Genomic DNA, 22,774 nt, shown 5'->3' on the forward strand with positions numbered 1-22,774 from the left:
GGCGTCTCGCCCGTGACACAGACTGGCATGCTCGTGCACAGGCTCATTCATTGCCCTGCTGCGCTGCCGGGAGATCGCGCACGCCCGCCTCGGTCGGGCATGCATCTTGCGGATAGACCGCGTGATCGCGGCGCGATATGCTAAGGTTGATCCGCGACCCGCCGCCGCGCAGCGCGCGGTGTGTTGCCGCCGGGCGCATGTCGTTGCCGGGTCGTCGGATCCGGGCTTGGTTGTCCATCGCGAGTTGTTGTGGCCAGCCGCTTCTGTACAGGGGCCAGCGTCATGGATCTGTACCAACTGCTTCGCTTCGCGGTCGAGCACAAGGCGTCGGATGTTCACATTCAGGCCGGGCTCCCGCCCCGTGTACGCATCGCAGGAATCATCCGGGCGGTGAATCTGCCGGCGGTCAGCGACGAACAGGTCCGCCAGTTCATCGCCGAGATCCTACCCCCGAGATTTCGCGACAATCTCGATGAGCGGCTTTTCAAAGGCATCGACTTTTCCTACGCCGCGCCTGAGCTGTCGCGGTTCCGATGCTCGGCCTACCGCCACCTGGGAAGCGCGGGGATCGTCATGCGCATCGTCCAGTCGCGGATCCCCACCATCGCCGAGCTGAATCTGCCGCCCGTTGTTGCCCAGATCGCCCTCTCACGCCGTGGAATGACGCTGGTCACCGGCACGACCGGATCGGGCAAGACCACCACCCTGGCCGCCATGGTCGAGCTGATCAACCAGACCTGGCCGGCCAAGATCATCTGCATCGAAGATCCGGTGGAATATCTGCATGTGCCGAAGCAGGCGATTATCACGCAGCTCGAGGTGGGATCGGACACACCCAGTTTCGAGCAGGCGTTGCGGCAGGCGTTGCGGCAGGACCCGGACGTGATTCTGGTCGGCGAGCTTCGTGATGTGGAAACCCTGAAGGTGGCGCTTCGCGCCGCCGACACAGGACATCAGATCCTCACCACCGTTCACTCCGCCAGCGCGCCGCAGACCGTCGAGCGCATCATCGCCATGTTTCCCCCCGCCGAACACAAGCTGCTGCTGACGCAACTGGCGGGGAATCTGGAGGCGATCATCTCGCAGCGACTGCTGATCTGCCGCGACGGCATCCGCCGACCGGCCTGCGAAATCCTTCGCGGCGGTCCGGTACCCAGCAAGTACATTCTGGAGGGCCGGGCGCTGGAGCTGGACGACTACATGCGAACCGCCGGCGACGGGCAGCAGACGTTCGATCAGGACCTGCTGGCGATGTTCAAGCGCGAACTGATCACGCCTCAGGAGGCGCTGCGGCACGCGACCAACCCCGATGCGCTGTCCATGGCGTTGCGCGGCATCGCGAGTTCGGGCGCAATCACCGAGCCGGGCGCCGCTGCGCCCGGCGAACACGCCGTCCCAAGGCCCTCGAAAATCCGTGCCAACTGATCTGCCAGAGATTCGCATCGAGCATCGGAATCAACATGAAAAATCCGTCGCCCCCGCATCGTTCCAGCGGTCCTTCCAGAAGACGTTTCGTTGGCGGCGCCGCCGCTTCGGCCGCTTCCGCTGCCGTCGCGGCGATTGTCGGCTCGGGCCAGTCCCGGGCGCAACCCGTCCAGCCGCAACCCACCGACACTACCCACCCGCAACTGCCCACCGTCTTTGCCTACGGTTACGACGTCGAACCCTACCCGCTGGACCCCGGGCCGCATCTGTTTCTCGACTGGAGATATGTCCTGCCCGGCCGCACACGCTACTTCGCCCCCAGCGGCGAAGGCACCAACTCCTCGGCTGAAGGACTGCACGGCAGAGTTACCACCGATCAGATCAAAGTCCTTGGCGATCAATCGCCCTATGGCGTGCGGCTCGAAGCGCAGCCCGCCAGCAAGCTCGGGCCGGTTATCCCCAACGACAAGCCCTGGGAATACTCGCTGTGCTATCCGACGCTGGGGTATTTCGACGGCAAGTACCGCATGTGGTACGAGGTCATCACGCCGCGCGAGCGCGGCGCCGCCGACATACTCTGCTACGCCGAAAGTTCCGACGGCGTCACGTGGCACAAACCCGAGCTTGGTCTTGTCGAGTTTGACGGCAACACGCGGAACAACATCGTCTACGACGAGAAGCTGGCGGGGCGAAGCTTCCACGGCGTCGGGGTGTGCTACGACCCTTCCGCCCCGCCGCAGCAGCGCTACAAGATGATCTACAACAGCCAGGTGTCGGCCGAGGAGGTGGCGCAGCTCAAGGCGCAAAGCCCCGCAAGCATCACGCCGCTGGGCCAGGCCAAACGCCTGCTCATCTTCTGCGCCGCCTCGCCCGATGGGCTTCGCTGGACGCCGCTGCCGCAGCCGCTGATGGCTCAGATGAGCGACACCGGAACCACGCTGTACTACGACCAGGTCCTGCGGCGATATGTCGGCTATTTCCGCATGAGCTTCATGAACCGTCGCGTCATCGGGCGTTCCGAAGGGCCGTCGCTGGATGTTCCCTGGCCGGCGCCGCAGGCGGTGCTGTGGACCGACCCGGGCGAGCCGCCTTCCAACGACTACTACACCAACGGCAAGTCGCTGTATCCCGGCACGAAGACGGCGCACCTGATGTTCCCCACGATCTACCAGCGATTCTCCGACAGCTCGGTGGTGCGCATGGTCACCAGCCTCGACGGGCAGATGTGGATGCTCCCGCCGGGCGATTGCGACGTGCTCAAGCAGGGGCCGGAAGGCTCGTGGGATGGCGGGTGCGTGTTCGCGGGCAACGGTCTGGCCGAGATCGCCGGCGATCGCGTCGCCCTGCCTTACATCGGCTACGCCCTGCCGCACAAGTTCCCTCGGCTGGTGCGCTGCGGCGAAGTCGGGCTTGCGACCTGGCCAAAGCATCGCCTGTGCGCCCTCGTCGCCGACGAGGAGGGTGAGTTCTACACGCAACCCTTCCGAGTCAACGGCGAGACGCTGCGGCTCAACTTCCACGCCCGACGAAACGGCTTTGTCAAGGTCGAGGTCGTAGGCAAACCCGGCCGAAGCCTCGATGACTGCGACGATCTTTTCGGCGACCGTCTCGGCGCCACCGTAACCTGGCGCGGCCAGTCGTCCATCGGCGCCGGCACTGGCGGCAGCGTAACCCTGCGCTTCCGCCTCCGCTCCGCCAAGCTGTTCAGCTTCGAGTTCGTGTGATCGCCCAAGCAAGACCTCTCCACGCCACAGGACCGTGTGGCGGTCGAAGCTTTTCTGCGGCGGCCAGCGAAAAGACTCCCGACCCCTTATTTACGCCGGATCGCGCCGGGCGCTGGTCAGCCGCCAGCGATGGGCTTGGCGGGCGAAATGCAGCGTCTGCGTGCCGGACTGCTCGTTCAGCCGTGCCACGACGGCAACCGTCGCGGCGTCGGGCTGGACATCAACGATGGTGACCCGAACCCGCGCCGCGGCGTCGGCCAGCGGAGGTGGAAGATTCACGCCATGCGTCTGACCGGCGGCGGGCGCGGGCGTGGTCGAGAGGATGTGCCACGCCTCCACGGACCCGGCCAGCAGCAGTTGATCGAGCTGCGCGTCAGCAATCTGTCGCGACAGTCGCTGCCCGGCGGTGGTCGCGGCGCTGGCGCTGACGACAATCGCCACCGCGACAATGGCCACCACCGCCAACGCCGACAGCAGCACGAATCCCCCCTTAGTTTGACCAGGCCATCGCCTCTCGCGTGTCATCGAGCAACTCCTTCTGTCATGGCCCGGGCGAGCAGAAGCTGACTGTGCAACCGCCACTGCTGGGCGCGATCGATACGATGCGTGATCGAGCGCACGATGATGGCCGATCCATCCTGTGCCTGAACCTGCAACCGCTCGCCCAGCGCCCAGCGCGAGGCTGGAAGCGATTCGGCGAAGCGCGTTACGGAGCCATCATCGCCGAAGCTCCAGCGGAGGCTGGTTCCGTCGCCAAGCGTCAGCAGCAGCGTCGTCGGATCGGGCACCTGGATGCTGGATGCATTCCAGACATCGGCTTTGATGGCGGCGGCGAAGCGCTCGGCGGCCGCGCCGCGGTCCAGATCGGCGTGGGCAGCCTCGATGGCGCGGATGCTGCCGGTGAAGATGCGCGCCATCAGCAGTCCCGCCACCGCCAGGATCCCCAGCACGAACAGCATTTCGGTGACGGTGAAGGCGGACTTTCTCATGGCGCATCTCCCGCGGGTTGCGTGGCGGCGGGCACGAGGCCCGCCGGCGCCAACCCCAAAAGCGATACGGACCGCCCGTTTGTCGTGGCTGTAATCTGATACCACTCGTACTCGCCCAGGCGATGCCCGGTGGGGATGACGCTCACATCTCCCTGGGGAAGCTGCCGGCTGGTCTGAAGCGTTTGCAAAGCATGCTGGGCGGCGTGCAGTGCATCGCGCTGGCTGGCGAGGCTGGAGGCGGCACGGTACCGAAGGTTCACGGCGACGACCAGCAGGGTTGCCAGCGAGGCCAGAAGAAACAGCCCCGCCAGTGCGTCCATGGTCATGAATCCGTCGCGCCGCCCGCGGGAGGGGCTGCTGAACAGACCGAGTGGAAGCGTGCGTCGGGGTCGCATCAGGTGAAACCTCCGTACGGGTACGGCGCGACGCGGTCGATCAGGTGGATCAGCGGCAGAAACATGCTCAACGCGATCCAGCCGACGAACAGGCCCATGATCAGCGCCAGTGCCGGCACGGTGGCCGACTCCAGCAGCGCCACGGCGCGGCTGAAGCGCATCGAGTAATAACGCCCAAGGAAGCGGAAGACTTCTGCGGCCTCGGGACCTTCGGCGGGGGTGCCGAGCATGCCGCTGACCAGTCGCGGCATCCCCGCGGCGCGGGCGCCCTGGGCCAATGTAGCGCCTCGCCGCATCTGGTTTACCCAGCGATGAATCCGCCGGCGCAGACGCGAATTCGCCGGGATTGCCGCCGCCTCCTCCAATGCGCTGATCAGCTCTGTTCCGGCGTCGATGGACTCGGCGGTGAAGTCCAGCACATCGCCGAGCGCGCGATAGAGCCGATACGTGCCGATGCCCGGCATGCGGTTGGCGATCCAGTTCCACAGGTCTTCGACCAGCCCGAAGCGGGCATCGAACCAGCGTGTCGCGCAGGTGGCGACCAGCATCGCCAGCAGAAGCACGATGAGCACGACCGTCACGATCGGCCCGGCACGCCGGGCCAGCTCGATTGTCGTTACCGTCATCCAGGGCAGGGCAATGCCAAAGTCCCTGAAAATCTGCTGGAATTTGGGGATCACGAAGATCATCAGCATGCTGGTGATGAACACGAGCACCAGACCAATCAGCAGCGGATAGGTGTGGTAAAAGCGGGTGCGTCCGGGCCACACCGCGCGAGCGATGGCGGCCTGCCGCTGGGTCGCAAGTCGCGAGAGGACCTGAGGCATTCGTCCGAGACGTTCGGCGGCGGCAAGCAGGTTCACGAGGCGCGGAGGCAGGTGGGCGACTCGCCCCAGCACCGCAGACAGCGGCTGGCCGTGCTCCAGGTCGAGTCGAGCGGCTTGAAGTTCGCGGGCGAATTGACGATCGGTCTCTGCCTCTGCGAAGGCGCCGAAGATCCGTGGCAGCGGCAGGTTCAGGCGCATGGCCTGCTCGACGTGGTTGAGAAGGATGGCTGAGCGTCTTCGTCGTGCCGCGACGCGCCAGAAGCGGTAGGCGGAATGGGCGATGACCGCGCCCGCGGACATCGCCCCCACCAGCGCGATCGCGGCGGCGGGTTCATCGAGCAGCAGTTGCACAAACATCGCCGCCAGCACCACTATCAGCAGTACCGCAACGGCGATGAGGACGAGCTTGATGCCACGAATGATCCACACGAAGCAGTACCTCAATCCATCACGAGAACACGTTGAACAGAGAGATGATCGGCGCGAACAGGCCGATCACCACCAGGCCGATCAACAGCGCCAGCAGCAGAATGAGCGTGGGCGCCAGCACCGCCTGAATCGACCCCAGCCGCAGTTCCGCCTGCTGGCGATACATCGTCGCCAGCGTCTGGAGAGATTCGGGCAGATGGTTGCCGTCGGCGGCGAGCTGCACGACGCTGAGCACCGGCGCCGCGAGGATGCGAGTGGCGCCGGCCGGCAGCTCGTCGAGCCGTCGCCCGGATTCAAGCTGTGCCAGGATCCGGCTGGTATCACGTTTCAGCGCTGGCGAAGCGATGATGTCGCAGGCCAGGCTGACGGCGCCGGGCAGATCCATCCCCGCCTCGATCGCCAGCTTCATCGCATCGCACCATCGGGCGATCAGGTTCTTGTGCAGGATTGGCCCAACCAAAGGCAGGGGCAGTGCCAGGTCGGCGGCGGCGCGATCGAGCCTGGCGGCGCGGAGTATCGCCCACAGCAGCGGCGAGCCGACAAACAGCACGATCGCCAGCAGCGCGATCCACGGAGTTGCGTCGGTCAGGCCAAGCATCCCTCGCGTGATTCCCGGAAGCTGCACGTGCAGGTCGCGATACATTCTGGCGAACAGGGGCAAGACGTAATGCCCCAGGAAGATCAGCACCACGACCAGCCCGGCGAGCACGGTCAGCGGATACGCCGCCGCCTGCCACAACGCCGCGCGCAGCCGCGCGACCAGCTCCAGATGCCGGCCCAAATTCAGCAGCACCGCCGGAAGATTCCCTGCGCGCACCCCGGCCTCGACGATCGCACCGTACAGCGGCGGGAACTGCCTGGCGTGGCGGCGGAACGCCTCGCCCAGCGACACGCCCCGCTCCAGTTCCGCGGCCACATCCCGGACGGACTGGGCAAGCCCGCCGTCACGCAGGTCCTCGGCGATCAGCCGCAGTCCCTGTTCGATGGGCAATCCCGCCGACGCAAGATGCGCAAGCTGCTGATTGAAAGCGGCAAAGTCCTCGCCGCCCAGAGGCTTGGCGCGTGGCGGTCGTGACGCCGGAGCAAGCGAGATTACACGCAGGTTCAGGTCCGACAGCCGCCGCGAGGCATCTTCCAGGCTGGCGGCCTCGATCGTGCCGCTCATCGGCCGACCATCCAGCGTCTGCGCCATGTAGGCGAAGGTGATCGCGGCTGGCGGAAGGCTTTGCGGATTGTCCGAAGTCGTGGTCATAGGTGCTTGTCCGGTGTCACGGTCGTCTCACCGTGCGCGCCCCGCCCGCACGCGCGCGACGCCTATGACACGTCCGAGCCAACTGTGGCATGGCCGCCCCGGCCATGCAGGGTGCGCTCGAGTTCGAAAGTATGATCTTGAGGCTCTTCATCACTTCATGCCGCTCAGCACGCGGGCGCGACACCTGTCCGCTCTGCTGCCTGAAAGACGAGGGCTCACAGAGATGCGTGTAAACGTCGGGCGGCACGCCCATGACACACCCGACGAGTCGCGATTGCCGCAGTGTGTTGCTCATTGTTCAGCCTCATCCTCCGGCCCCAGGACGCGGTTGACTTCGTCGATATCCGTCAAACCTTGCGCCACGAGGATCTGGGCGGCATGTCGCAGCGAGGCATGGCCGGGCTGCGCGGCGGCGACGCGCTGAAGCTCGGCGGCGTCGGCGCCGGCGAGGATCGCGCGGCGAAGCGCCGCGCTGAGCGGCACGAACTCAGCCGCCGGCACGCGGCCCCGGTAATGGCGCGCGTGGCCGATCGCGCCGCCGCTTGCGGTTCCCGACGCATCCCTATTGAGCTTCCGCAGCAGCCGCTGCGAGATCACGCCGAACAGCGTGCTGGTGATGCGATAGGGCTCCAGGCCCATCTCCAGCAGCCGGGCGATCGCCCCGCCGGGCGTGCCCGCGTGCATCGTGCAGATCAGCCGGTGCCCCGACAGCGCCGCCTGCGCCGCCAGCGAAGCGGTGGCCGCGTCGCGAATCTCCCCGAGCATGAGCACCTGCGGATCCTGGCGAACCACGCTTCGCAGGGCGCGCTCGTAGGTGAGCTGCCCGAACGGCGAGACTTCGATCTGGGTCACGCCGGGGATGTCGCGCTCGACCGGATCCTCAATCGCCACGATGCTCACACCCGGCCTGCTTCGCACGATCAGATCCAGAAGCGCGTAGATGGTTGTGGTCTTGCCCGCGCCGGCCGGCCCGGTCACCAGCAGCATGCCGCTGGCGGCGGCTGCAAATTGTCGCAGACCCCAGAGCACCGGCTCCGGCAGGCCAAGCTCCTCCAGCGATCGCGGCTGGATGAGTTCGGCAGGCATGCGGACCGCGGCGCGCAGGCCGTGGGTCGTGGGCATGATCGAAAGACGCAGTTCCAGGGGGCGCAGCGCCGAGTGCGCGGCGGCCTCGTCGCCGTTGCCTGCGTCCGCCCGCTCCGATTGAATGCGTAATCGTCCTTCCTGGGGGATATCCAGCCGATAGGTCAGCAGTTGGGCCATGACCATCAGTCGGGTGACGATGCATCGCCCGGTTTCGTGATCGTGTCTTGAAAAAACTTCGAGCAATCCATCAACGCGGAAGCGGACTTCAGCGCCGTCGGCGGTTGGCTCGATGTGAACGTCGGACGCCCCCCGCGCCAGGGCGGCGGCAAGAATGCCATCGACCAGTTGCACCGCATCGACCTGCGATACGGAGGCGGGTGTTTGGGGGATGAACAGCCGGCGGGGCATCGATCAGTCGCTCCAATGGTTATCTGTGCGGCGAGGGGATGGAGATAACGCGGGAAATCGCCGCCATGCCCGGAACCTGAAGCCGGAAACTTACAGCACTCGTGCGCTGCTGGCCTGTTGCGGCTGGGCTTGCAGGGAAGTGTGAGGCTCCTCATGCGGCGGAGAGGGCTGGCGGATCAGCGAATTGATCAGCACGTGAGTGAACAGGCCCAGGATCAGGGTCACGACCACAACGGCGGCGGAGACGCCGACAATCGACTTGGCCCTGGAGATGGCCATCGTGCGGATGACGGAATCGGCCAGGGCGGAGTATTCACAGGTCTGCGAAGAGCAGACCGCGGCGGAGGCTGCGTGTCCGGCGGCGTGGAAGGCGCCGCCGGCGACGGTCTGTGCCAGCCCCGGCGGGGCCGGATGCATGGCGTTGGCGGAAATCACCCCCATCAGGGCCACCGCCGGCAGGCTCACCCCGCGCGACTGGAAGAAACTGCGAAGCTTCTCGACGGCGCGATGCAGGCGCATTCCAGCCGCCGGCTCGGAAATCCCCAGTGCCTCGGCGGTCTGGGCAACGCTCTTGTGCTGGAAATAGCGGAGCAGGATCGCCGCCCGATCACGCTCGTTGAGCCGGGCCAGCGCCTCGTCCAGCACCGGCTCCAGGTGTTTCCAGCTCGAATCAACCCGTGACAACGGATCGAAGGTGGAGGTTGATTGGAGCTGGCCTTTCATTTCCGCTGCCTTGCGTTCGTGTGTCTGTCGGCGTGCCTCGGCGCGCAACAGGTTCATCGCGGTATAACGCGTGGTGTTGTGCAGCCATGCCGGCAGCACCACTTCCGACCCCAGCGACCCTGCCTTGCGCGCCAGAATGATGAAGACGATTTGCGTGACTTCTTCGGCCAGGTGCCGGTCCCGGACTTGTCGCAGCGCAGAGGAATAGACCAGGTCGATGTGCTCGGCCACAAGCTCGGCGAAGGCCTGCTCGCAGCCCTGCTCGACGTAATCCCGTAGAAGCTGCCAGTGCCGACTGCACTGCGTCATTCGCAAGCATTATGTGCACGCAGCCGGTTGGGATAACAGGAAAAACTGAGCTGAAACCGCCGGGGCAGATGTGCAGGTACGACGGACGCTCCGACAACGGGGCGCAGAGCACCTGTGCTCGGATCGCCGGACCCTGCTCGCCCAAGTCCCCTGTTCGTCCGTAACCCCGTGCGAAGCCGGCCACTTACAGACGCCCTGTTGATGCCCGACCGCGGTGTAACCAGCCCCGCGGCGCTCAATGGCCCTGCTGGATGGCCGCGTCCACGGCGCTGGCAAAGCGCGGTGGTGCGGCGCCGCCGTTGCGCCGCGCCGGGTCGCTGGCGATGGCTTGCAGCAGCTTGGCCGGGGCGTCGCCGGTTGTCTTGATCCGCTGGTTGAATTCCTCGTTGATCTGAAGCTGAATCTCGCGCAGCTCGTCCTGAAGCTCCTGACGACGGTTGAGCATCTGGATCATCTGCTCGTCAAGCCGTTCGAGCATGACGATCTTCTGATGAGCCCTTTGAAAAAGCTGAACCCAAGGGGCGGTCTCCCCCAGCCCTGATGCACCGGATGCCTGCTCCACCGACATTGCTTGACTCCTTTCACGCGCGACTGCTCAGTTCGTGATGTTGTTGTGCAACCCGAATTGCCCGCCGCTCTTTTCTCACACTCCGACGAATTTTGCAAGTTATCGCAACGAACAAATTGCAGCGGAATTGCACCTGCCGGCTGATCGGCGGGCCTGGAGCCGTACTGAGTGCGGGAAGAAGTGGACGGCAGTTACTGACTGACGACGCGGCTGATGGTGAAGATCGGCAGCATCAGCGCCAGCGCCACCCCCCCGATGATCGCGCCCATCACCACGATCATTGCCGGCTCGATGTACCTGGTCAGCTCGGCGATCGTGTCCTTCAGCTCCTGTTCGGAGTAGGTCGCGACCTGCTCGGTCACCTGGGCCAGCTTGCCGCTTCGCTCGGCGCTGTGGATCATCTGTGAGATCGACCGCGGCACCAGCGGGCTGGCCGACAATGGCTCGGACATCTGCTTGCCGGTCTGGATCTTGTCCAGCACGTCGTCCCACATCTGGCGGAAGTAGACGTTGGCGCACAGGTCATGTGCGGTGGCGACGCAATCGACCAGGTTCACGCCGGCGCCGGCCATCGTGCCGATCATCCGCAATCCCCTGGCCAGGTGCAGCTTGCGGAACATCGGCCCGATCAGCGGCAGGTGTAGCTGCACGTAGTGCCAGGCGCGCTGGCCCCTGTCGGTCATCAGCCAGTAGTATCCCCCCGCCGCCAACGCCCCAGCCGCCAACAACAGCATCACCCAGTGATTCACGATCACGCCGCTGATGGCCATCAGCACCCTGGTGGGCACGGGAAGGGCGGCCTTCTTGTTGGCGTAAATGACCGCGAACCTCGGCAGCACAAACGCCAGCAGAAACACGGTGGTCGAGACCGCAAACGCGAGCATGATCAGCGGATACGTCAGCGCCCCCCGCACCCTGCGGATGATCTCCTGTTCATCCCGCAGGTACTGCGTGGCCCGATGAAGCAGCTTAAAGAGCATACCGCTCTTCTCCGCCGCCCGGATCAGCGTCACGAACACCCTGGGAAAACTGCGGGGATGGCGGGCCAGCGCCGCGCTGAGGTCCGAGCCGGACTGAACCTGCGTCACCAGGTCTTCGAGCAGGCGTTTGGTGGTCGGCTTGACGGTCTGAGCGGCGATGCACTCCAGCGCTTCGGAGAGGTTCACGCCCGTCTCGAGCATGATGGCAAGCTGCGTGGCAAGTTGAATGACCTCGCGGCGAGGGATTTTGATGCCGCGCGCCGGTATCGCAGTCGAGCTTGCCGCAGCGTCAGACGAATCGCCGGCAGCTTCCGACGCCAGACGGATCGAAACAGGATATTTCCCCGACGCGCGAAGCTGTCGCGACACTTCCGCCACCGAACCAGCCTCCAACGTCCCGCTGGTCGGTGCCCCGCGCTCGTCTCTGGCTGTGTAGGCGTAGGTCTGCATCTCTGCTCAATCTCGATTGGCGGTTGCTGGCATCGGCATGCCAACCACCACCAGGAGGTTCGCTGCTCTAGGCCGTGACGCGGTAAATCTCTTCAAGCGTCGTAATGCCCGCCTTTACCTTTTCGATTCCATCCCCGCGAAGCGTGACCATTCCCTGCGCGTTGGCCAGGGCGCGAAGCCCGTTGAGCGTGGCGCCGTTGCTGATCAGCTCGAAGGCCTGATCATCCGGAACGAACAGTTCGTAAATGCCGATTCGTCCCGCAAAGCCGAGATTTCGGCAGCGCGGGCAACCCTTTGGCCGGTAGAGGGTCTGGACCGCGCCGCTGCTGAACTTTTCGATCTGCCGTTTTTCATTGGGCGTCGGCTCGTATGGCTCCTTGCAGTGCTGGCAGAGCTTTCGCACCAGGCGCTGGGCCAGCACGCCCGCCACTGTCGCACCGACCAGGTACGGCTCGATGCCGAGGTTGTACAGCCGCGTGATCGCGCCCGGAGCGTCGTTGGTGTGCAGCGTGCTGAGCACCAGGTGCCCGGTCAGCGCCGCCTGTGTCGCCAGACGCGCCGTCTCCCCGTCGCGGATTTCCCCGACCATCAGAATGTCCGGATCCTGACGCAGCAGCGACCGCAGCGCGCTGGCGAAGGTGAACCCCGCCTTCTCGTTCACCTGAAACTGGTTGATCCCCGCCAGGTTGTACTCCACCGGGTCCTCGATCGTGCAGATGTTCACGTCCGGCCTGTTTAGCTCCTGCAAACACGCATACAGGGTGGTGCTCTTGCCGCTGCCAGTCGGGCCGGTTACCAGCAGGATCCCGTTCGGCAGCGAGATCAGCTTCCGCCACTGCTTGAGCGTCTCGTAGCCGAAGCCAAGCTTTTCGAGGTTCACCGAGGCCTTGTCGTTATCGATGATGCGGATGACGACCTTTTCCCCGTGCTTTCCCGGCATCGTGCTGACGCGCAGATCCACCGGTCGCTTGTCCATCATCACATGGATGCCGCCGTCCTGCGGCAATCGGCGCTCGGAGATGTCCAGTCCGGCCATGATCTTGATCCGCGACGCGACGGCGGCATGCATCTGGTGAGGCGGGCGTAGTCGCTCGGCCAGCCGCCCGTCGATCCGGAACCGCACTCGGAAGCTGTGCTCGCCCGGCTCGATGTGAATGTCGCTGGCCCCTTCCTTGACCGCGCTGTAGATGCAGTAGTTGACCAGCTTGATGACCGGCGAATCGCCCGCGGCGGCCTCGAGGTTGGCGATGTCCTCGACCTTCGATTCCACCAGGGTGAATTCCTCGGGCCTGACCTCCTCGATGATGTCGTCGATGACGAAAACCTGGTCGCTGGGCAGGTAGGTCTGGAGCGTGGCCTTGATGTCGCGCGAGGTGGCGGCGACAAGCTGCACCCGGTAGCCGCTGAGCCGCTCAAGCTCCTCCAGCAGAAAGACGTTGGCCGGCTCGGAGACCGCCACCGTCAGCACCCCCTCGACCAGAAACAGCGGCAGCACCTGGTGCTTTTCCAGAAACTCCCTGGGCAGAATCGGGATGACCTTGGGATCGGCCACGCGCGGGCTGATCCGCGCGTACGGAACTCCGTACGCCTCCGCCAGCGCCTCGGTTATCTGGTCTTCGGTGCAGAAGCCCAGCTCGACCATCACCTCCCCCAGCAGCTTCTGATGGTTCGATCGCTTCTGTTCATCCAGCGCGCGCTCCAACTGCTCGGGCTGGATGATCCCCTTGCCCAGAAGCAGTTGTCCCAGAGGTTTTCGCGTGGCCGTGGCCAGCATTCAGCACCCAGCCGCAAGCAGGGCAGACAGCCGGCAGTCGGAGCTGTTGCCGCCCGCTGCCTGCCGCCCGACGTCGGCTCTCCTCAACGCATGGTCTTCAGCGCCGACGTCAGGTCGGCGTGCGTCTCGAAACGCTGCGCCAGCCGGGTGATCTCGAGAATCTTCCGCAGATTCTCATCCAGGCCGGCCAGCTTGACCTGTCCGAACAGGTCCTCGCACTTGCGTTTCATGCTCAGCAGCAGCTCCAGACCCTCGCTGTCGATGAAGCCGGACTTTTCCAGATCGATGACGAAATCGACGATCTGCCGCTTATCCACCAGGTCGTCGAACGCCTTGCGGGCGCGGTCGATCTCCTCGCCGGCCAGGTCGCCTTCGACCGACATCACGCACACGTGGTTGTACTCCTCGCACTTGATCGGCATGGTCGCTCACTGGTACGTGCGGCGAGGGTCTTAGCCCGCCGCGCGAAGCGGCTGGGCGGAAGCGAGCTGCGCCAGACGCAACCCCTGCGGCTGGTGCGACGCCAGCAGCTCGCGAAATCGCTCCACCCGGATCCGCAAAAACGCATCGGTCAGACCCGGATCAAACTGCGTGCCCGAGCATCGCCGGATCTCCGTCAGCGCCACCTCCAGCGGCAAGGCCTTGCGATACGTGCGGCTGGAGGTCATCGCATCGAAGCAGTCGGCCAGGCAGATCACCCGCCCGATCAGCGGGATGTTCTCCGCGGCCAGTCCGGCAGGGTAGCCCTTGCCGTCGTACCGCTCGTGGTGGTGCAGCACGCCCGGGATGATGTCCTCGATCTGCCGGATATCCCGCAGAATCCGCGCCCCGATCTCCGGATGCTTTTTGATCTGCTCGTACTCTTCAGGGGTGAGCCGTCCGGTCTTCTGAAGCACCGCCTCGGGCACGCCGATCTTCCCCACGTCGTGCAGCAGACCGGCCATGTAGACGCGTTCGGCGAACCGCTCGCCGAGATTCGCCTGCTGTGCCAGCATCCGGCTGAGCAGCGCCACGCGCTCGCTGTGCCCGCAGGTGTAGGTGTCCTTGGCATCGACGGCGCTGACCAGGCTGTGCAGCAGCCCCATCATCAGCCCGCGCGCGTCCTCGTAAAGCATCGAGTTTTCGAGGAAAATCGCCGACTCGTTCGCGATCGCGCACAGCAGCTTGCAGTCCACCGTGTCGAACTCGCCGGTCAGCTTGTCCAGCGCGAACAGACATCCCAGCAACTGCTCCTGCCGCTGAAGCGGAACCGCCAGAAGCTGATGAGCATGCTCCGCCAGCCAGTTGAACGTCCTGTCCCTGCCCAGGTGATTGATCAGCAACGGGCTGCGTCGCTGCCCCAGGATCTGCGTAAGCTGCCGCGCCAGACGCTGCACCGCGCCGGGCGGAAGACTCATCGCCCCGTACAGCACCGGCTCAGCAATGGTTGAAGGATGCAGAATCAGCGATGAAGCAGCCCCCCCGCCGCTCTCGGCCCTGTGTTCTTTGCTCACATCCCTGGCCAGAGACACGCCCATGCCCCGGGCACTGATCAGGTCCATCACCTCCAGGCACGCCTGGCGGAAAAAATCCGCGGTGCTGCGGTTGACCTTCATCCCGCTGCCGAGCTGATAGATCAGACTCAGCTCCTCGTACGTGTTGGCCAGTTGCCCCGACAGAGAATCCAGTTCCTGTTCCAGGTGGCTGAGCCGAACCTGATCGCGCACCATGCTCAGCAGCAGCCTGGCGTGACGCAGCAGCGATTCATCGTCGTATCCCGGAAGACTCTCCGCCTGCTGGTTGAGCCAGATTCCGTCGATCCCCAGCCGCGAGCAGACACGCACGACCTCCTCGCTGAGCCGAAATCCGCGCGCCTTGCCCGCCAGCAGCAGGATCCCCTGCACCTGGCGACGCTCGACGTAGGGAAACGCCGCCATCGCCACGCCCGCAAGCAGGTTCCAGACTTCCACCCCCGAGCCAGCGTGCACCGCCGCCGCACGATCCGCGACGGAAACCTCCGGCGGCTGGCGGAACTGGAGCATCGGCAGCACGAATCGCTGGAAGAACAGCCCGGCGGCCGCATCGTGATACGCAACCGAGCCGTCGGCGTGCAGCGCCACCAGAAAAAGCCCCCCGGGGCGGAACCGCGCCGCCAGCGTCTCCAGGGCGCTCTGTGGCAGCGGCGCCGCCGCCGCCAGCGACGACACGACCGTCTGTTCCGAGCCCATCGGTTTGTCCGTTTCCATTGCCGTCGCCGTCATCGTCTGCTCCCCATCCTCGTCGTTTGCCCGGCCCCGTGCGCTGCTGCCCCGAGGCTCAGGTTGTCGCCACCGCGCTGGACGACTGCTCCAGCACTTCCTTCACCGTCGCCAGCAACTGCCGCGGGCTGAACGGCTTGCTCAGCATCCGCAGGATTCCGCTCTTCTCCGTGTCGCTGGGCTCCAGGTGATACCCCCGCGCCGTCAGCATGATCGTCGGAATCGCGCTGGTCAGCGGCGTCTGTTTCAGCTTCTGGCACAACTCCAGCCCCGAAAGCTGCGGCATGTGATAATCCGTGATCAGCAGATCCGGCTTTTCCGTCTGCGCCAGCTCCAGCGCTTCCTGCCCGTCCCGCGCGGTGATCACGCGATACCCCGCGTTGCGCAGCTTCAGCGACACCACGTGAAGAATGTGGCTCTCGTCATCGGCGACAAGGATCGTCTTTGCACTCATCTTTGTCATTTTGCGCTTTGCGATTTGCCGTTTGCGATCTGTCCGCAGTGGACCACAAATCAAAAACCGCAAATCAACAATCGCAAATCTCCTTTACTGACACAGGTCCAACTCGAATCCGAACGTGCTGCCCTTGCCGACCTGGCTCTCAACGAAGATCCGGCCACGGTGCACCGTCTCGATGATGTGCTTCACCAGCGACAGTCCCAGCCCCGTGCCCTTGGCCATCCTGTTGTTCGCCTCGGCCCTGTAAAACTTATCGAACACAAACGGCAGGTCCTTGGGTGGAATCCCCACGCCCGTATCGCTTATCCGGGTCACCACCTTGCGCTTGACTTCGTCGACAACGGTTTGCACGGTAATCCGGCCGCCCTCGGGCGTGTATTTCACCGCGTTGCTCAGCAGGTTCAGCACCGCCTGATACAGCATGTCGTGATCCGCGTGCGTCTGATAAAAGACCGGCGTCAACTGCTCGTCGATCTGGATCTGCTTGAGCTTGGCCTGCGGCGAAATCACCTCGATCGCCTCCTTCAGGATCACCGTTAGGCTCTGCGGCTGCTTGTTGATCTTCACCAGGCCCGATTCGATCCGGCTGATGTTCAGAATGTTGTCGATCAGCCGGCCAAGACGGTTGGCCTCGTTCTGGATCACCTCGTAGAACTCGCGCTTGGTTTTCTCATCTTCGGCCTCGCCGTCGATCAGCATCTCCACATAAGCCTTGATGCTCGCCAGCGGCGTGCGCAGCTCATGGCTGACGTTGGAGACAAAGTCGTTTTTCAGTTCCGCGACTTCCTTCTCCTTGGTCATGTCGTGCAGGACCACCACCACTCCCGCCGGCTCGTCTTCCTGACCCGCCACGCACGAAAGCGTCACCTTGAATGTCTTGGCCTGCTGCGAGCCGCTGTCCCCCTTCAGCGTGTATTCCACGATCCTCCGACCGGTGCGTCCCGAGCCGCTGTTGCGCATGTCCCGGATGAGCTGCACCATCGTCGGATCGTGAATGAACCGGTCGATCGGCATCCGCGTGGCGCTGTCGATGTCGAAGCCGAACGTCCGCGCCGCCGATTCATTCGCCAGCACAAGCTCGTCGAACGGATCGGTCACCAGAACCGCGTCGGAAATGCTGTAGATGATCGCCTCGGCGTGCTGTCGCTGCGCCGTGGCCACCTTCAGTTGAATCTGAAGCTCCTTGAGCTTGACGGTGGCGTCGGTGACGGCGCGCTCCGCGAACTCCACCAGCTCGTTGGTCGCGCGCACCAGCGAGAGCAACCCCCCGTCTCTGGGATCCAGCGCCCGCAGCCGCTCGGAGGCCACCATCTGCCCAAGTTGATGCTCCAGCTCGCGACATCCGCGGCGAACCACCGCCAGCCCAAGCAGCGCGCTGCTGCCTCCCAGCAGCAGCAGTGCCGCGCCGGTGTAGCAATATGCCTGCTGATCCTGGACAGCGCCCACGGGAACGCGCGCAGCCTGCGGCGCCAACGCCCGCTCCACGAAGCACGCGATGCCGCCGATCAGCAGCATTGCCGCCAGGATCATCAACCCCGTCGCCCGACGCACGACTGCTCCCGTCTGTCAAGGACGAACTCGCAAGGCCGCCGGACCACCCCCGCCTTCCGTTTTCATCCGTCACCCTTCCGCTTTCATCCTTACCCCTTCGGTTCACTCCGCTGCCGACGCCATCAGCTTGCTGGCCAGCTCGTCGCCCGGACGAAGCTTCAGTGCCGCGGCGTAGTATTTCATCGCCTGGTCACGCCGACCCGACTGCTCCAGCACATATCCGATCATGCACAGCGCCACCGGATCCCGACGGTCCAGCGTGGCCGCCTTCTGGAACTGTGCCATCGCCTCGCGCAGGTTCTTCTCCCGCAGTCGCAGATATCCGAACATCAGATAGACCTCGGGGTTGTCCGGATCGATCGCCAGGCTCTTGCGCAGCGACACTTCGGCCCGCCGCGCGTCGCCGAGCTGGAGCGCCGCCTTCGCCAGGCTCAGCCAGCCGCTTGCCGACGAGGGGTCAAGCTGCGTGGCGGTATCGAAGCTGGCGCGTGCCTCCCCGGCGCGACCGATCTGCATCTGGCATTCCCCCAGCGCCAGCCACAGCTCCGATCGCTTCGAGTGCGATTCCTTCTGCAACAGCCGGCTGAAGATGTCCGCCGCCTCCCGGTACTGCCGGTCCAGAAACAGCGCCATGGCCAGGTGCTCGCGGATCGTCAGGTCATCGGTAGCCAGCACCGACGCCTGTCGCAGCGACTCGACCGCCTCCTTGTAGCGGTTCTGTTCCACCAGAAGCTGTCCGATCGCATGGTGCAGCTCGGCGTTGTGCTCGAAGTCGGCGACTTTGCTCTGAAGCAGCGACAGCGCCTCGCTCGGGCAGTTCATCGCCACCAGCATTTCCGCCCGCGCCAGAAAGTATGCAAGCTCCTGTGGATCCTTCTGGCAGGCCGCCAGGTAACACTCGTACGCCTGCTGCGGTTTCTGCCACCGCTGGTAAACCACCCCCATCAGGTAGTCCGCCTCGGCCAGCTTCTCGTCCAGTTTCCTGGCCACCGTCAGCGATTGCTGGGCGCGCTCGAGCTGCCCCTGCTCGATGGCGATTTTGGCGTTCAGCACGTGCAGCGCTGCCAGGTTCGGATCCATCCGAAGCCCTTCGTTCACCGACTGCTGCGCCTGCTCGAAGTTGGCGTTCTGGTACTGGCTCTTGGCCAGCGATGCCAGCACCGCGGCGCGGGTGCGATTCCACTGCGCCTGGGCCTGTTCACGCTGCGTCTTGTTCTTGAATTTCTTGCCGCTGCCCGAGCAGCCACCGCCTGCCAGCGAACTGGCCAGCACCACCACCAGCATCAGCACCACCGACCGCCTGCCCAGCCACTTGCACTTCATTGGCACACCTCACCAATCGGTTTCGACCCGTCGCTGCTGCGCGTCCGGAACGCTCCGCACGCACCCGATGCATCCCAGAAATCGCGCGAGCCGTCGCGAGCCTCATTTGGCCCGCGGCGGCCCACGCGCATTTCTCCAGGATCTCCTGCGGCCGTCCCTGGCCAGTCCGTTTGCCGCTTCTGCAACCGCTCAACCGGCTGTGCTACTTGTTGGCCGCCGGCGCCTCAGGCTCCTGCGCGGGCAGGTCCGACGTCGGAAGATCCGACAAATCCGGCAACTCCTGCATCGGCACTTCCGTGACCGCAGTTTCGTCGCCGCTGAATTCAGAACCGGCGGGCCGGCTCGTCGGGGCGGTTGTCGGCCCGGACGCCATCGCCTTTGCCAAATCCGACCACCCGAAGCCCGAATCCTGCTCCTGCGTCAGCGCCGTTTCAGCGCCCGGGGCGGTTGTGGGCGTCCCGGCCAGCTCCACGCCCGCCGCCGATTCGCTCGGCTGCGTCGTGGCAGTCTCGCACAGCTCTCCCACCGCCAGCGCCGGCGCCGTCGTCGGAGCATCCTGCTCCTGCGTCGCCTCCGCCACCGCCGCCGGATTGGTCGTCGGCACCGGGTCGATCCGAATCGCGCCGGCCCGCGGAGGCGTCGCCGGCGTCGCGTCCCGCAGCATCGCACGCTTCACGAACGCACGCGCTGTGCTGTTGTCCGACGCCGTGATCTGCTTGCCCGTCAGTTCCTGTTTCATGTTGATCGCTTCCAGGAACTTGGGATTCAGATTCGTCGCCGCGTTCAGGTTCCACAACGCGATCGTGCGGTTGGGCTTGGGCTTGCGCATCTCCGCGACGGCGTTCTCGTAGTACATCTCCGCCAGCCGCTCGCGGCCCCAGAACATCATCCCCTTGCGCACCCCGACGCGGAGCTTCTCACCATCTTTCAGCGTCTCGACCGACACGTCCGCGTACGCCGCGTCGTCCTTCACGATGTGCGGCGTGAGCAGGATGATCACCTCTTCGCGAGTCGTCCGATCACGCTGATTGCGGAACAGCGCCCCGGCCAGCGGGATGTTGCCCAGCACCGGGATCTGGCTCTTGGTCGAGTCGCTGGACTCGCGGAACAGACCGCCGATCACGATCGTGTGACCGTCCTTGACCATCACGTTGCTGGTCACTTCCGTGGTCACCTTGAATGGCAGGTTGTCCGCCGTCTGCAAACCGCCGCTGGAGTCCTCGGGGTGAACTTCCATACGGATGTACCCGTCGTCGCCGATGAACGGACGGAAGATCAGCCGCGTACCAGTCTTGAGGAACTCGATCGTCTCGGTGCTGCTGGATTCGGTCACGGTCGTGGTGACGTAGCCGTCCTCGCGGCCAACGATCACCTCGCCCTTCTGCTTGTTCAGTGCCAGCACCTTCGGGTTGGCCAGGATGGTCGTGTCGGTCACGCCCTCCAACGCGCTGACGAAGACGCTGACGTTCTGCGAGACCACGCCAACCTTCAGCCCGCCGTTGATCGGGCTGCTGAAGGCGTTTCCGGTGCCGGCGCTGTGCACGCGATTGCCGCCGGAAAGCGTCCCGATGTTCGAGTTGGTGATCTGCGCGCCCTGGGTCGTGACCGTCGAGAAGTCCACCCCGCCCAGAACGTTAAAGTCCACGCCAAGCTGATTGTCCTCGCTCAGCGTCGCCCGCAGGATCGTGGCCTCGATGAGGATCTGCTGCGGCCGGCGGTCGATCTCCTTCAGCACCGCCTGCACTTTTTCCAGGTTTTCGGGGTAGTCCTTGACGACCAGCAGGTCGTTTTCAGCATGCGAATTGCCCCCGACATCGCCCGTGCCCGTCGCGATCCCCGCCACCGCGGGCGTCGAGAACGACACCTGAGCATCGGCGCTGAGCACCGGCTTGATCATGTTCACCGCGTTGGCCGCGGGCGTGTAGAACAGCCGGAACACCTGCGTGTTCTGAACCCGCGCCGCCTTCTCCATCTCCTGGATTTCCTTGGCGCTGTAGACGTAGATGAACTTGCCCTTCTCGCGCCAGGCATAGCCGTTGGCGTGCAGCAGAGCATCCAGAGCCTCGTGGACCGTGACGTTGTACAGGTCCATCGCGGGCAGCGTCCCGTGCACGTCCTTGCTGGGGATGATGCTCATCTGCGCCTGGAAGCCGATCACGCGAAGCTGCTCGACCAGGTCGGCGCCGGCGGTGATGTTGAGGCTGAACGTGCCGTCGGGGTTCAGTTGCATGGGGACGGCTGAACCCGACCCGCCGCCCGTGCTGCCGTCGGCGCTGACGGTGATCGTCTGCGTCGGTTGCGAGGGCTGCGCCGCGTCGGGCGCCACGGCGCCTTCGATCGGGACAGGCGCGGTGCTCGGCGCTGCGGCTGCGGTGACGCCGCCGCCCGCCGCAGCGAACGGATCGGCCTCCTCCAGCAACTTCACCTCCGTTGCCGCCGCGCTCTTCTCGGCTGAGCTTACGTTTTTCGCCGGCTTTGCGGCGATGGCCCGATCGGCATAAACGGACGCCGCGGCCATAAAAATCAGCCCCGCCGTCTTCGTCCACTTCTTCATGGTGTGCTCCTCATCTCGGGCATCATCGCCTGGTTGGGGTTCAGGGTTCGGGGTTCAGCCCACCATCCCCTGTGTCGGATCTCCTGGACCCTCACTTCATCAGGACCTCGAGCCGGATGCCCTCTCGCTCGACTATGATCCGCCGCGACTCGATCTTGAGTACGCGGAATCCCGCGACGACGCTTCCCTCTGCCACCAGTTCACCATTGACCAACGCTCGCGGTTGCGCACCTGGCATCGTGCTCTGCAATTTCAACTTCGACGCTTCGGCCCGATAGTTGGCTATCAGGTTTTCGCGCTTGTCCCTCTGATCGGCCTGAAGCGCCAGCGACTTTTCCAGCTTTTCCCAGAACCCCTCGTTCGACGACGATGTTTCCGTCGTCCGAGAACCGTCCGCGGGGAAATACTCCATACGGACGGCAAAGAGGTTGCGGCTTATCGGCCCGACGGGCGCGTCGGCCCACTTCTGAAGCGCCGCCCATGCCGACGATTCTCGCCCCGTGCCGCCGACCTGGTCTGTGCCCGAGGCGGCCCCGGCACCGGGCTTGCTCCCGGTGATGAAATTCGACACCGCGCTGACCACGTTCGACGCCGCCGCACGCGCCGGACCCCTGCCCACAAGCACCGACCGCGCGACCATCACCACCAGAAGCAACAGCAGCACCCCCAGCGCCGCGGTCTTCCTCGGGTCCGCCTTCAGTGCCTGCATCAGGGTGTTACGCTTCTGGCCCGACATACCCTTTGCCACTTCAGTTCGCCTCGACGTAAATGCTCATCGCCAACTGCACCTTGACCATGCCCATGCGATCGCGCGAGCGGATGCTCAGCCCGCGCACGCGAGTCAGACGCTGAAGCTCCTCCGTGTGCCTCAGAAACGAATAGACGTTCACGAAGTCCCCCTCGAACGTGAGCTGCATCGGCTGCTCGGAAAACTGCTCGCCTCGCACCGGAACCCCGGGATTCAGGAAAAACTTCTTCAGCGACGACTGGGTGCCGAGCTGCGCCACGTCCTTGATGAACTGCGCCAGCTCCTGCTGACGCGGCAGCGTCTTGTATTTCTGGAGCTCGGCCCGCAGCCGCTCGACCTCCAGCTTCACCACCGGCAGAATGCTGGTCTTGCTCAGTCCCGCGTCCAGCTCCCGCTGTTGCCGGGTACGCTGGTCGATCAGCTCCGCCAGCCGACGCGTGCTGGGGCGATAACACAGCGTGTAAAACACGACCAGCAGCAGCACGATCGCCGCCCCCAGCGACCAGCGCGCTCGCGCGTACCAGAGTGATTGAACTTTCAGGCTCGGTATCTTCAGCATGGC

The 22,774-nt window shown here is 64.8% G+C and carries 20 protein-coding genes; 2 read left to right on the top strand and 18 right to left on the bottom strand.

Features of this window, described 5'->3' with window-relative positions:
* The first annotated feature begins 282 nt into the window (after nt 1-282).
* Both ACQS5P_RS05625 and ACQS5P_RS05630 read left to right on the top strand, forming a co-directional pair.
* Nucleotides 283-1,425, top strand: coding sequence for a type IV pilus twitching motility protein PilT (locus ACQS5P_RS05625; RefSeq protein ID WP_428939923.1), 1,143 nt, complete (start codon nt 283-285; stop codon nt 1,423-1,425).
* A gap of 35 nt (nt 1,426-1,460) precedes the next feature.
* Nucleotides 1,461-3,149 carry a hypothetical protein gene (locus tag ACQS5P_RS05630; protein WP_428939924.1) on the top strand — a complete coding sequence of 563 codons (1,689 nt, stop codon included), beginning with the start codon at nt 1,461-1,463 and terminating at the stop codon, nt 3,147-3,149.
* A gap of 90 nt (nt 3,150-3,239) precedes the next feature.
* Here the strand turns inward: ACQS5P_RS05630 and ACQS5P_RS05635 are convergent, their stop codons facing one another.
* The 18 genes from ACQS5P_RS05635 to ACQS5P_RS05720 form a co-directional block, all read right to left on the bottom strand.
* Nucleotides 3,240-3,674: a hypothetical protein gene (locus ACQS5P_RS05635; RefSeq protein WP_428939925.1), complete on the bottom strand. Its 435-nt coding sequence runs from the start codon at nt 3,672-3,674 to the stop codon at nt 3,240-3,242.
* Nucleotides 3,671-4,138, bottom strand: coding sequence for a hypothetical protein (locus ACQS5P_RS05640; protein ID WP_428939926.1), 468 nt, complete (start codon nt 4,136-4,138; stop codon nt 3,671-3,673). Before ACQS5P_RS05640 ends, ACQS5P_RS05635 begins: the two co-directional genes overlap by 4 nt.
* Nucleotides 4,135-4,533, bottom strand: coding sequence for a hypothetical protein (locus tag ACQS5P_RS05645; RefSeq protein WP_428939927.1), 399 nt, complete (start codon nt 4,531-4,533; stop codon nt 4,135-4,137). Before ACQS5P_RS05645 ends, ACQS5P_RS05640 begins: the two co-directional genes overlap by 4 nt.
* Nucleotides 4,533-5,789 (bottom strand): type II secretion system F family protein, encoded by a 1,257-nt coding sequence (locus tag ACQS5P_RS05650; protein WP_428939928.1) that lies wholly within the window; start codon nt 5,787-5,789, stop codon nt 4,533-4,535. Before ACQS5P_RS05650 ends, ACQS5P_RS05645 begins: the two co-directional genes overlap by 1 nt.
* Nucleotides 5,790-5,808: 19 nt before the next feature.
* On the bottom strand, nt 5,809-7,041 hold the full coding sequence (locus ACQS5P_RS05655; protein WP_428939929.1) for a type II secretion system F family protein: 1,233 nt from the start codon (nt 7,039-7,041) through the stop codon (nt 5,809-5,811).
* A 291-nt stretch (nt 7,042-7,332) separates the two neighbouring features.
* Nucleotides 7,333-8,535 (bottom strand): GspE/PulE family protein, encoded by a 1,203-nt coding sequence (locus ACQS5P_RS05660; RefSeq protein ID WP_428939930.1) that lies wholly within the window; start codon nt 8,533-8,535, stop codon nt 7,333-7,335.
* Between the two features lie 90 nt (nt 8,536-8,625).
* On the bottom strand, nt 8,626-9,567 hold the full coding sequence (locus ACQS5P_RS05665; protein WP_428939931.1) for an RNA polymerase sigma factor: 942 nt from the start codon (nt 9,565-9,567) through the stop codon (nt 8,626-8,628).
* 235 nt (nt 9,568-9,802) lie between these two features.
* Nucleotides 9,803-10,045 (bottom strand): hypothetical protein, encoded by a 243-nt coding sequence (locus ACQS5P_RS05670; RefSeq protein WP_428939932.1) that lies wholly within the window; start codon nt 10,043-10,045, stop codon nt 9,803-9,805.
* A 281-nt stretch (nt 10,046-10,326) separates the two neighbouring features.
* Nucleotides 10,327-11,565, bottom strand: coding sequence for a type II secretion system F family protein (locus tag ACQS5P_RS05675; protein ID WP_428939933.1), 1,239 nt, complete (start codon nt 11,563-11,565; stop codon nt 10,327-10,329).
* Between the two features lie 67 nt (nt 11,566-11,632).
* A complete protein-coding gene (locus tag ACQS5P_RS05680; protein ID WP_428939934.1) occupies nt 11,633-13,339 on the bottom strand; it encodes a GspE/PulE family protein in 1,707 nt (568 codons plus the stop codon).
* Between the two features lie 83 nt (nt 13,340-13,422).
* Nucleotides 13,423-13,761, bottom strand: coding sequence for an STAS domain-containing protein (locus tag ACQS5P_RS05685; protein ID WP_428939935.1), 339 nt, complete (start codon nt 13,759-13,761; stop codon nt 13,423-13,425).
* A 30-nt stretch (nt 13,762-13,791) separates the two neighbouring features.
* A complete protein-coding gene (locus tag ACQS5P_RS05690; protein ID WP_428939936.1) occupies nt 13,792-15,579 on the bottom strand; it encodes an HD domain-containing phosphohydrolase in 1,788 nt (595 codons plus the stop codon).
* A gap of 55 nt (nt 15,580-15,634) precedes the next feature.
* Nucleotides 15,635-16,030, bottom strand: a complete 396-nt coding sequence (locus ACQS5P_RS05695) for a response regulator (protein WP_428939937.1) — start codon at nt 16,028-16,030, stop codon at nt 15,635-15,637.
* Between the two features lie 93 nt (nt 16,031-16,123).
* The gene (locus ACQS5P_RS05700; protein ID WP_428939938.1) at nt 16,124-17,587 is read right to left on the bottom strand and encodes a sensor histidine kinase; all 1,464 of its coding nucleotides are present in this window, start codon (nt 17,585-17,587) and stop codon (nt 16,124-16,126) included.
* A 102-nt stretch (nt 17,588-17,689) separates the two neighbouring features.
* Entirely contained in the window at nt 17,690-18,910 is a 1,221-nt protein-coding gene (locus ACQS5P_RS05705; RefSeq protein ID WP_428939939.1) for a tetratricopeptide repeat protein, read from the bottom strand.
* 202 nt (nt 18,911-19,112) lie between these two features.
* Entirely contained in the window at nt 19,113-21,464 is a 2,352-nt protein-coding gene (locus ACQS5P_RS05710) for a secretin N-terminal domain-containing protein (RefSeq protein WP_428939940.1), read from the bottom strand.
* A 91-nt stretch (nt 21,465-21,555) separates the two neighbouring features.
* Nucleotides 21,556-22,173, bottom strand: a complete 618-nt coding sequence (locus tag ACQS5P_RS05715; protein WP_428939941.1) for a hypothetical protein — start codon at nt 22,171-22,173, stop codon at nt 21,556-21,558.
* Between the two features lie 40 nt (nt 22,174-22,213).
* Nucleotides 22,214-22,771, bottom strand: a complete 558-nt coding sequence (locus ACQS5P_RS05720; RefSeq protein WP_428939942.1) for a type 4a pilus biogenesis protein PilO — start codon at nt 22,769-22,771, stop codon at nt 22,214-22,216.
* Between the last annotated feature and the right edge of the window lie 3 nt (nt 22,772-22,774).

Source organism: Fontivita pretiosa (assembly GCF_050410795.1).
In the GTDB taxonomy this organism is placed as follows: domain Bacteria; phylum Planctomycetota; class Phycisphaerae; order Tepidisphaerales; family Tepidisphaeraceae; genus Fontivita; species Fontivita pretiosa.

What these genes read in the sequence shown, in the direction of transcription:
- ACQS5P_RS05625 (WP_428939923.1), top strand. Translation starts at nt 283, where the DNA reads ATGGATCTGTACCAACTGCTTCGCTTCGCGGTCGAGCACAAGGCGTCG.
- ACQS5P_RS05630 (WP_428939924.1), top strand. Translation starts at nt 1,461, where the DNA reads ATGAAAAATCCGTCGCCCCCGCATCGTTCCAGCGGTCCTTCCAGAAGA.
- ACQS5P_RS05635 (WP_428939925.1), bottom strand. Translation starts at nt 3,674, where the DNA reads ATGACACGCGAGAGGCGATGGCCTGGTCAAACTAAGGGGGGATTCGTG.
- ACQS5P_RS05640 (WP_428939926.1), bottom strand. Translation starts at nt 4,138, where the DNA reads ATGAGAAAGTCCGCCTTCACCGTCACCGAAATGCTGTTCGTGCTGGGG.
- ACQS5P_RS05645 (WP_428939927.1), bottom strand. Translation starts at nt 4,533, where the DNA reads ATGCGACCCCGACGCACGCTTCCACTCGGTCTGTTCAGCAGCCCCTCC.
- ACQS5P_RS05655 (WP_428939929.1), bottom strand. Translation starts at nt 7,041, where the DNA reads ATGACCACGACTTCGGACAATCCGCAAAGCCTTCCGCCAGCCGCGATC.
- ACQS5P_RS05660 (WP_428939930.1), bottom strand. Translation starts at nt 8,535, where the DNA reads ATGCCCCGCCGGCTGTTCATCCCCCAAACACCCGCCTCCGTATCGCAG.
- ACQS5P_RS05665 (WP_428939931.1), bottom strand. Translation starts at nt 9,567, where the DNA reads ATGACGCAGTGCAGTCGGCACTGGCAGCTTCTACGGGATTACGTCGAG.
- ACQS5P_RS05670 (WP_428939932.1), bottom strand. Translation starts at nt 10,045, where the DNA reads ATGCTCGAACGGCTTGACGAGCAGATGATCCAGATGCTCAACCGTCGT.
- ACQS5P_RS05675 (WP_428939933.1), bottom strand. Translation starts at nt 11,565, where the DNA reads ATGCAGACCTACGCCTACACAGCCAGAGACGAGCGCGGGGCACCGACC.
- ACQS5P_RS05680 (WP_428939934.1), bottom strand. Translation starts at nt 13,339, where the DNA reads ATGCTGGCCACGGCCACGCGAAAACCTCTGGGACAACTGCTTCTGGGC.
- ACQS5P_RS05685 (WP_428939935.1), bottom strand. Translation starts at nt 13,761, where the DNA reads ATGCCGATCAAGTGCGAGGAGTACAACCACGTGTGCGTGATGTCGGTC.
- ACQS5P_RS05690 (WP_428939936.1), bottom strand. Translation starts at nt 15,579, where the DNA reads ATGACGGCGACGGCAATGGAAACGGACAAACCGATGGGCTCGGAACAG.
- ACQS5P_RS05695 (WP_428939937.1), bottom strand. Translation starts at nt 16,030, where the DNA reads ATGAGTGCAAAGACGATCCTTGTCGCCGATGACGAGAGCCACATTCTT.
- ACQS5P_RS05705 (WP_428939939.1), bottom strand. Translation starts at nt 18,910, where the DNA reads ATGAAGTGCAAGTGGCTGGGCAGGCGGTCGGTGGTGCTGATGCTGGTG.
- ACQS5P_RS05710 (WP_428939940.1), bottom strand. Translation starts at nt 21,464, where the DNA reads ATGAAGAAGTGGACGAAGACGGCGGGGCTGATTTTTATGGCCGCGGCG.
- ACQS5P_RS05715 (WP_428939941.1), bottom strand. Translation starts at nt 22,173, where the DNA reads ATGCAGGCACTGAAGGCGGACCCGAGGAAGACCGCGGCGCTGGGGGTG.
- ACQS5P_RS05720 (WP_428939942.1), bottom strand. Translation starts at nt 22,771, where the DNA reads ATGCTGAAGATACCGAGCCTGAAAGTTCAATCACTCTGGTACGCGCGA.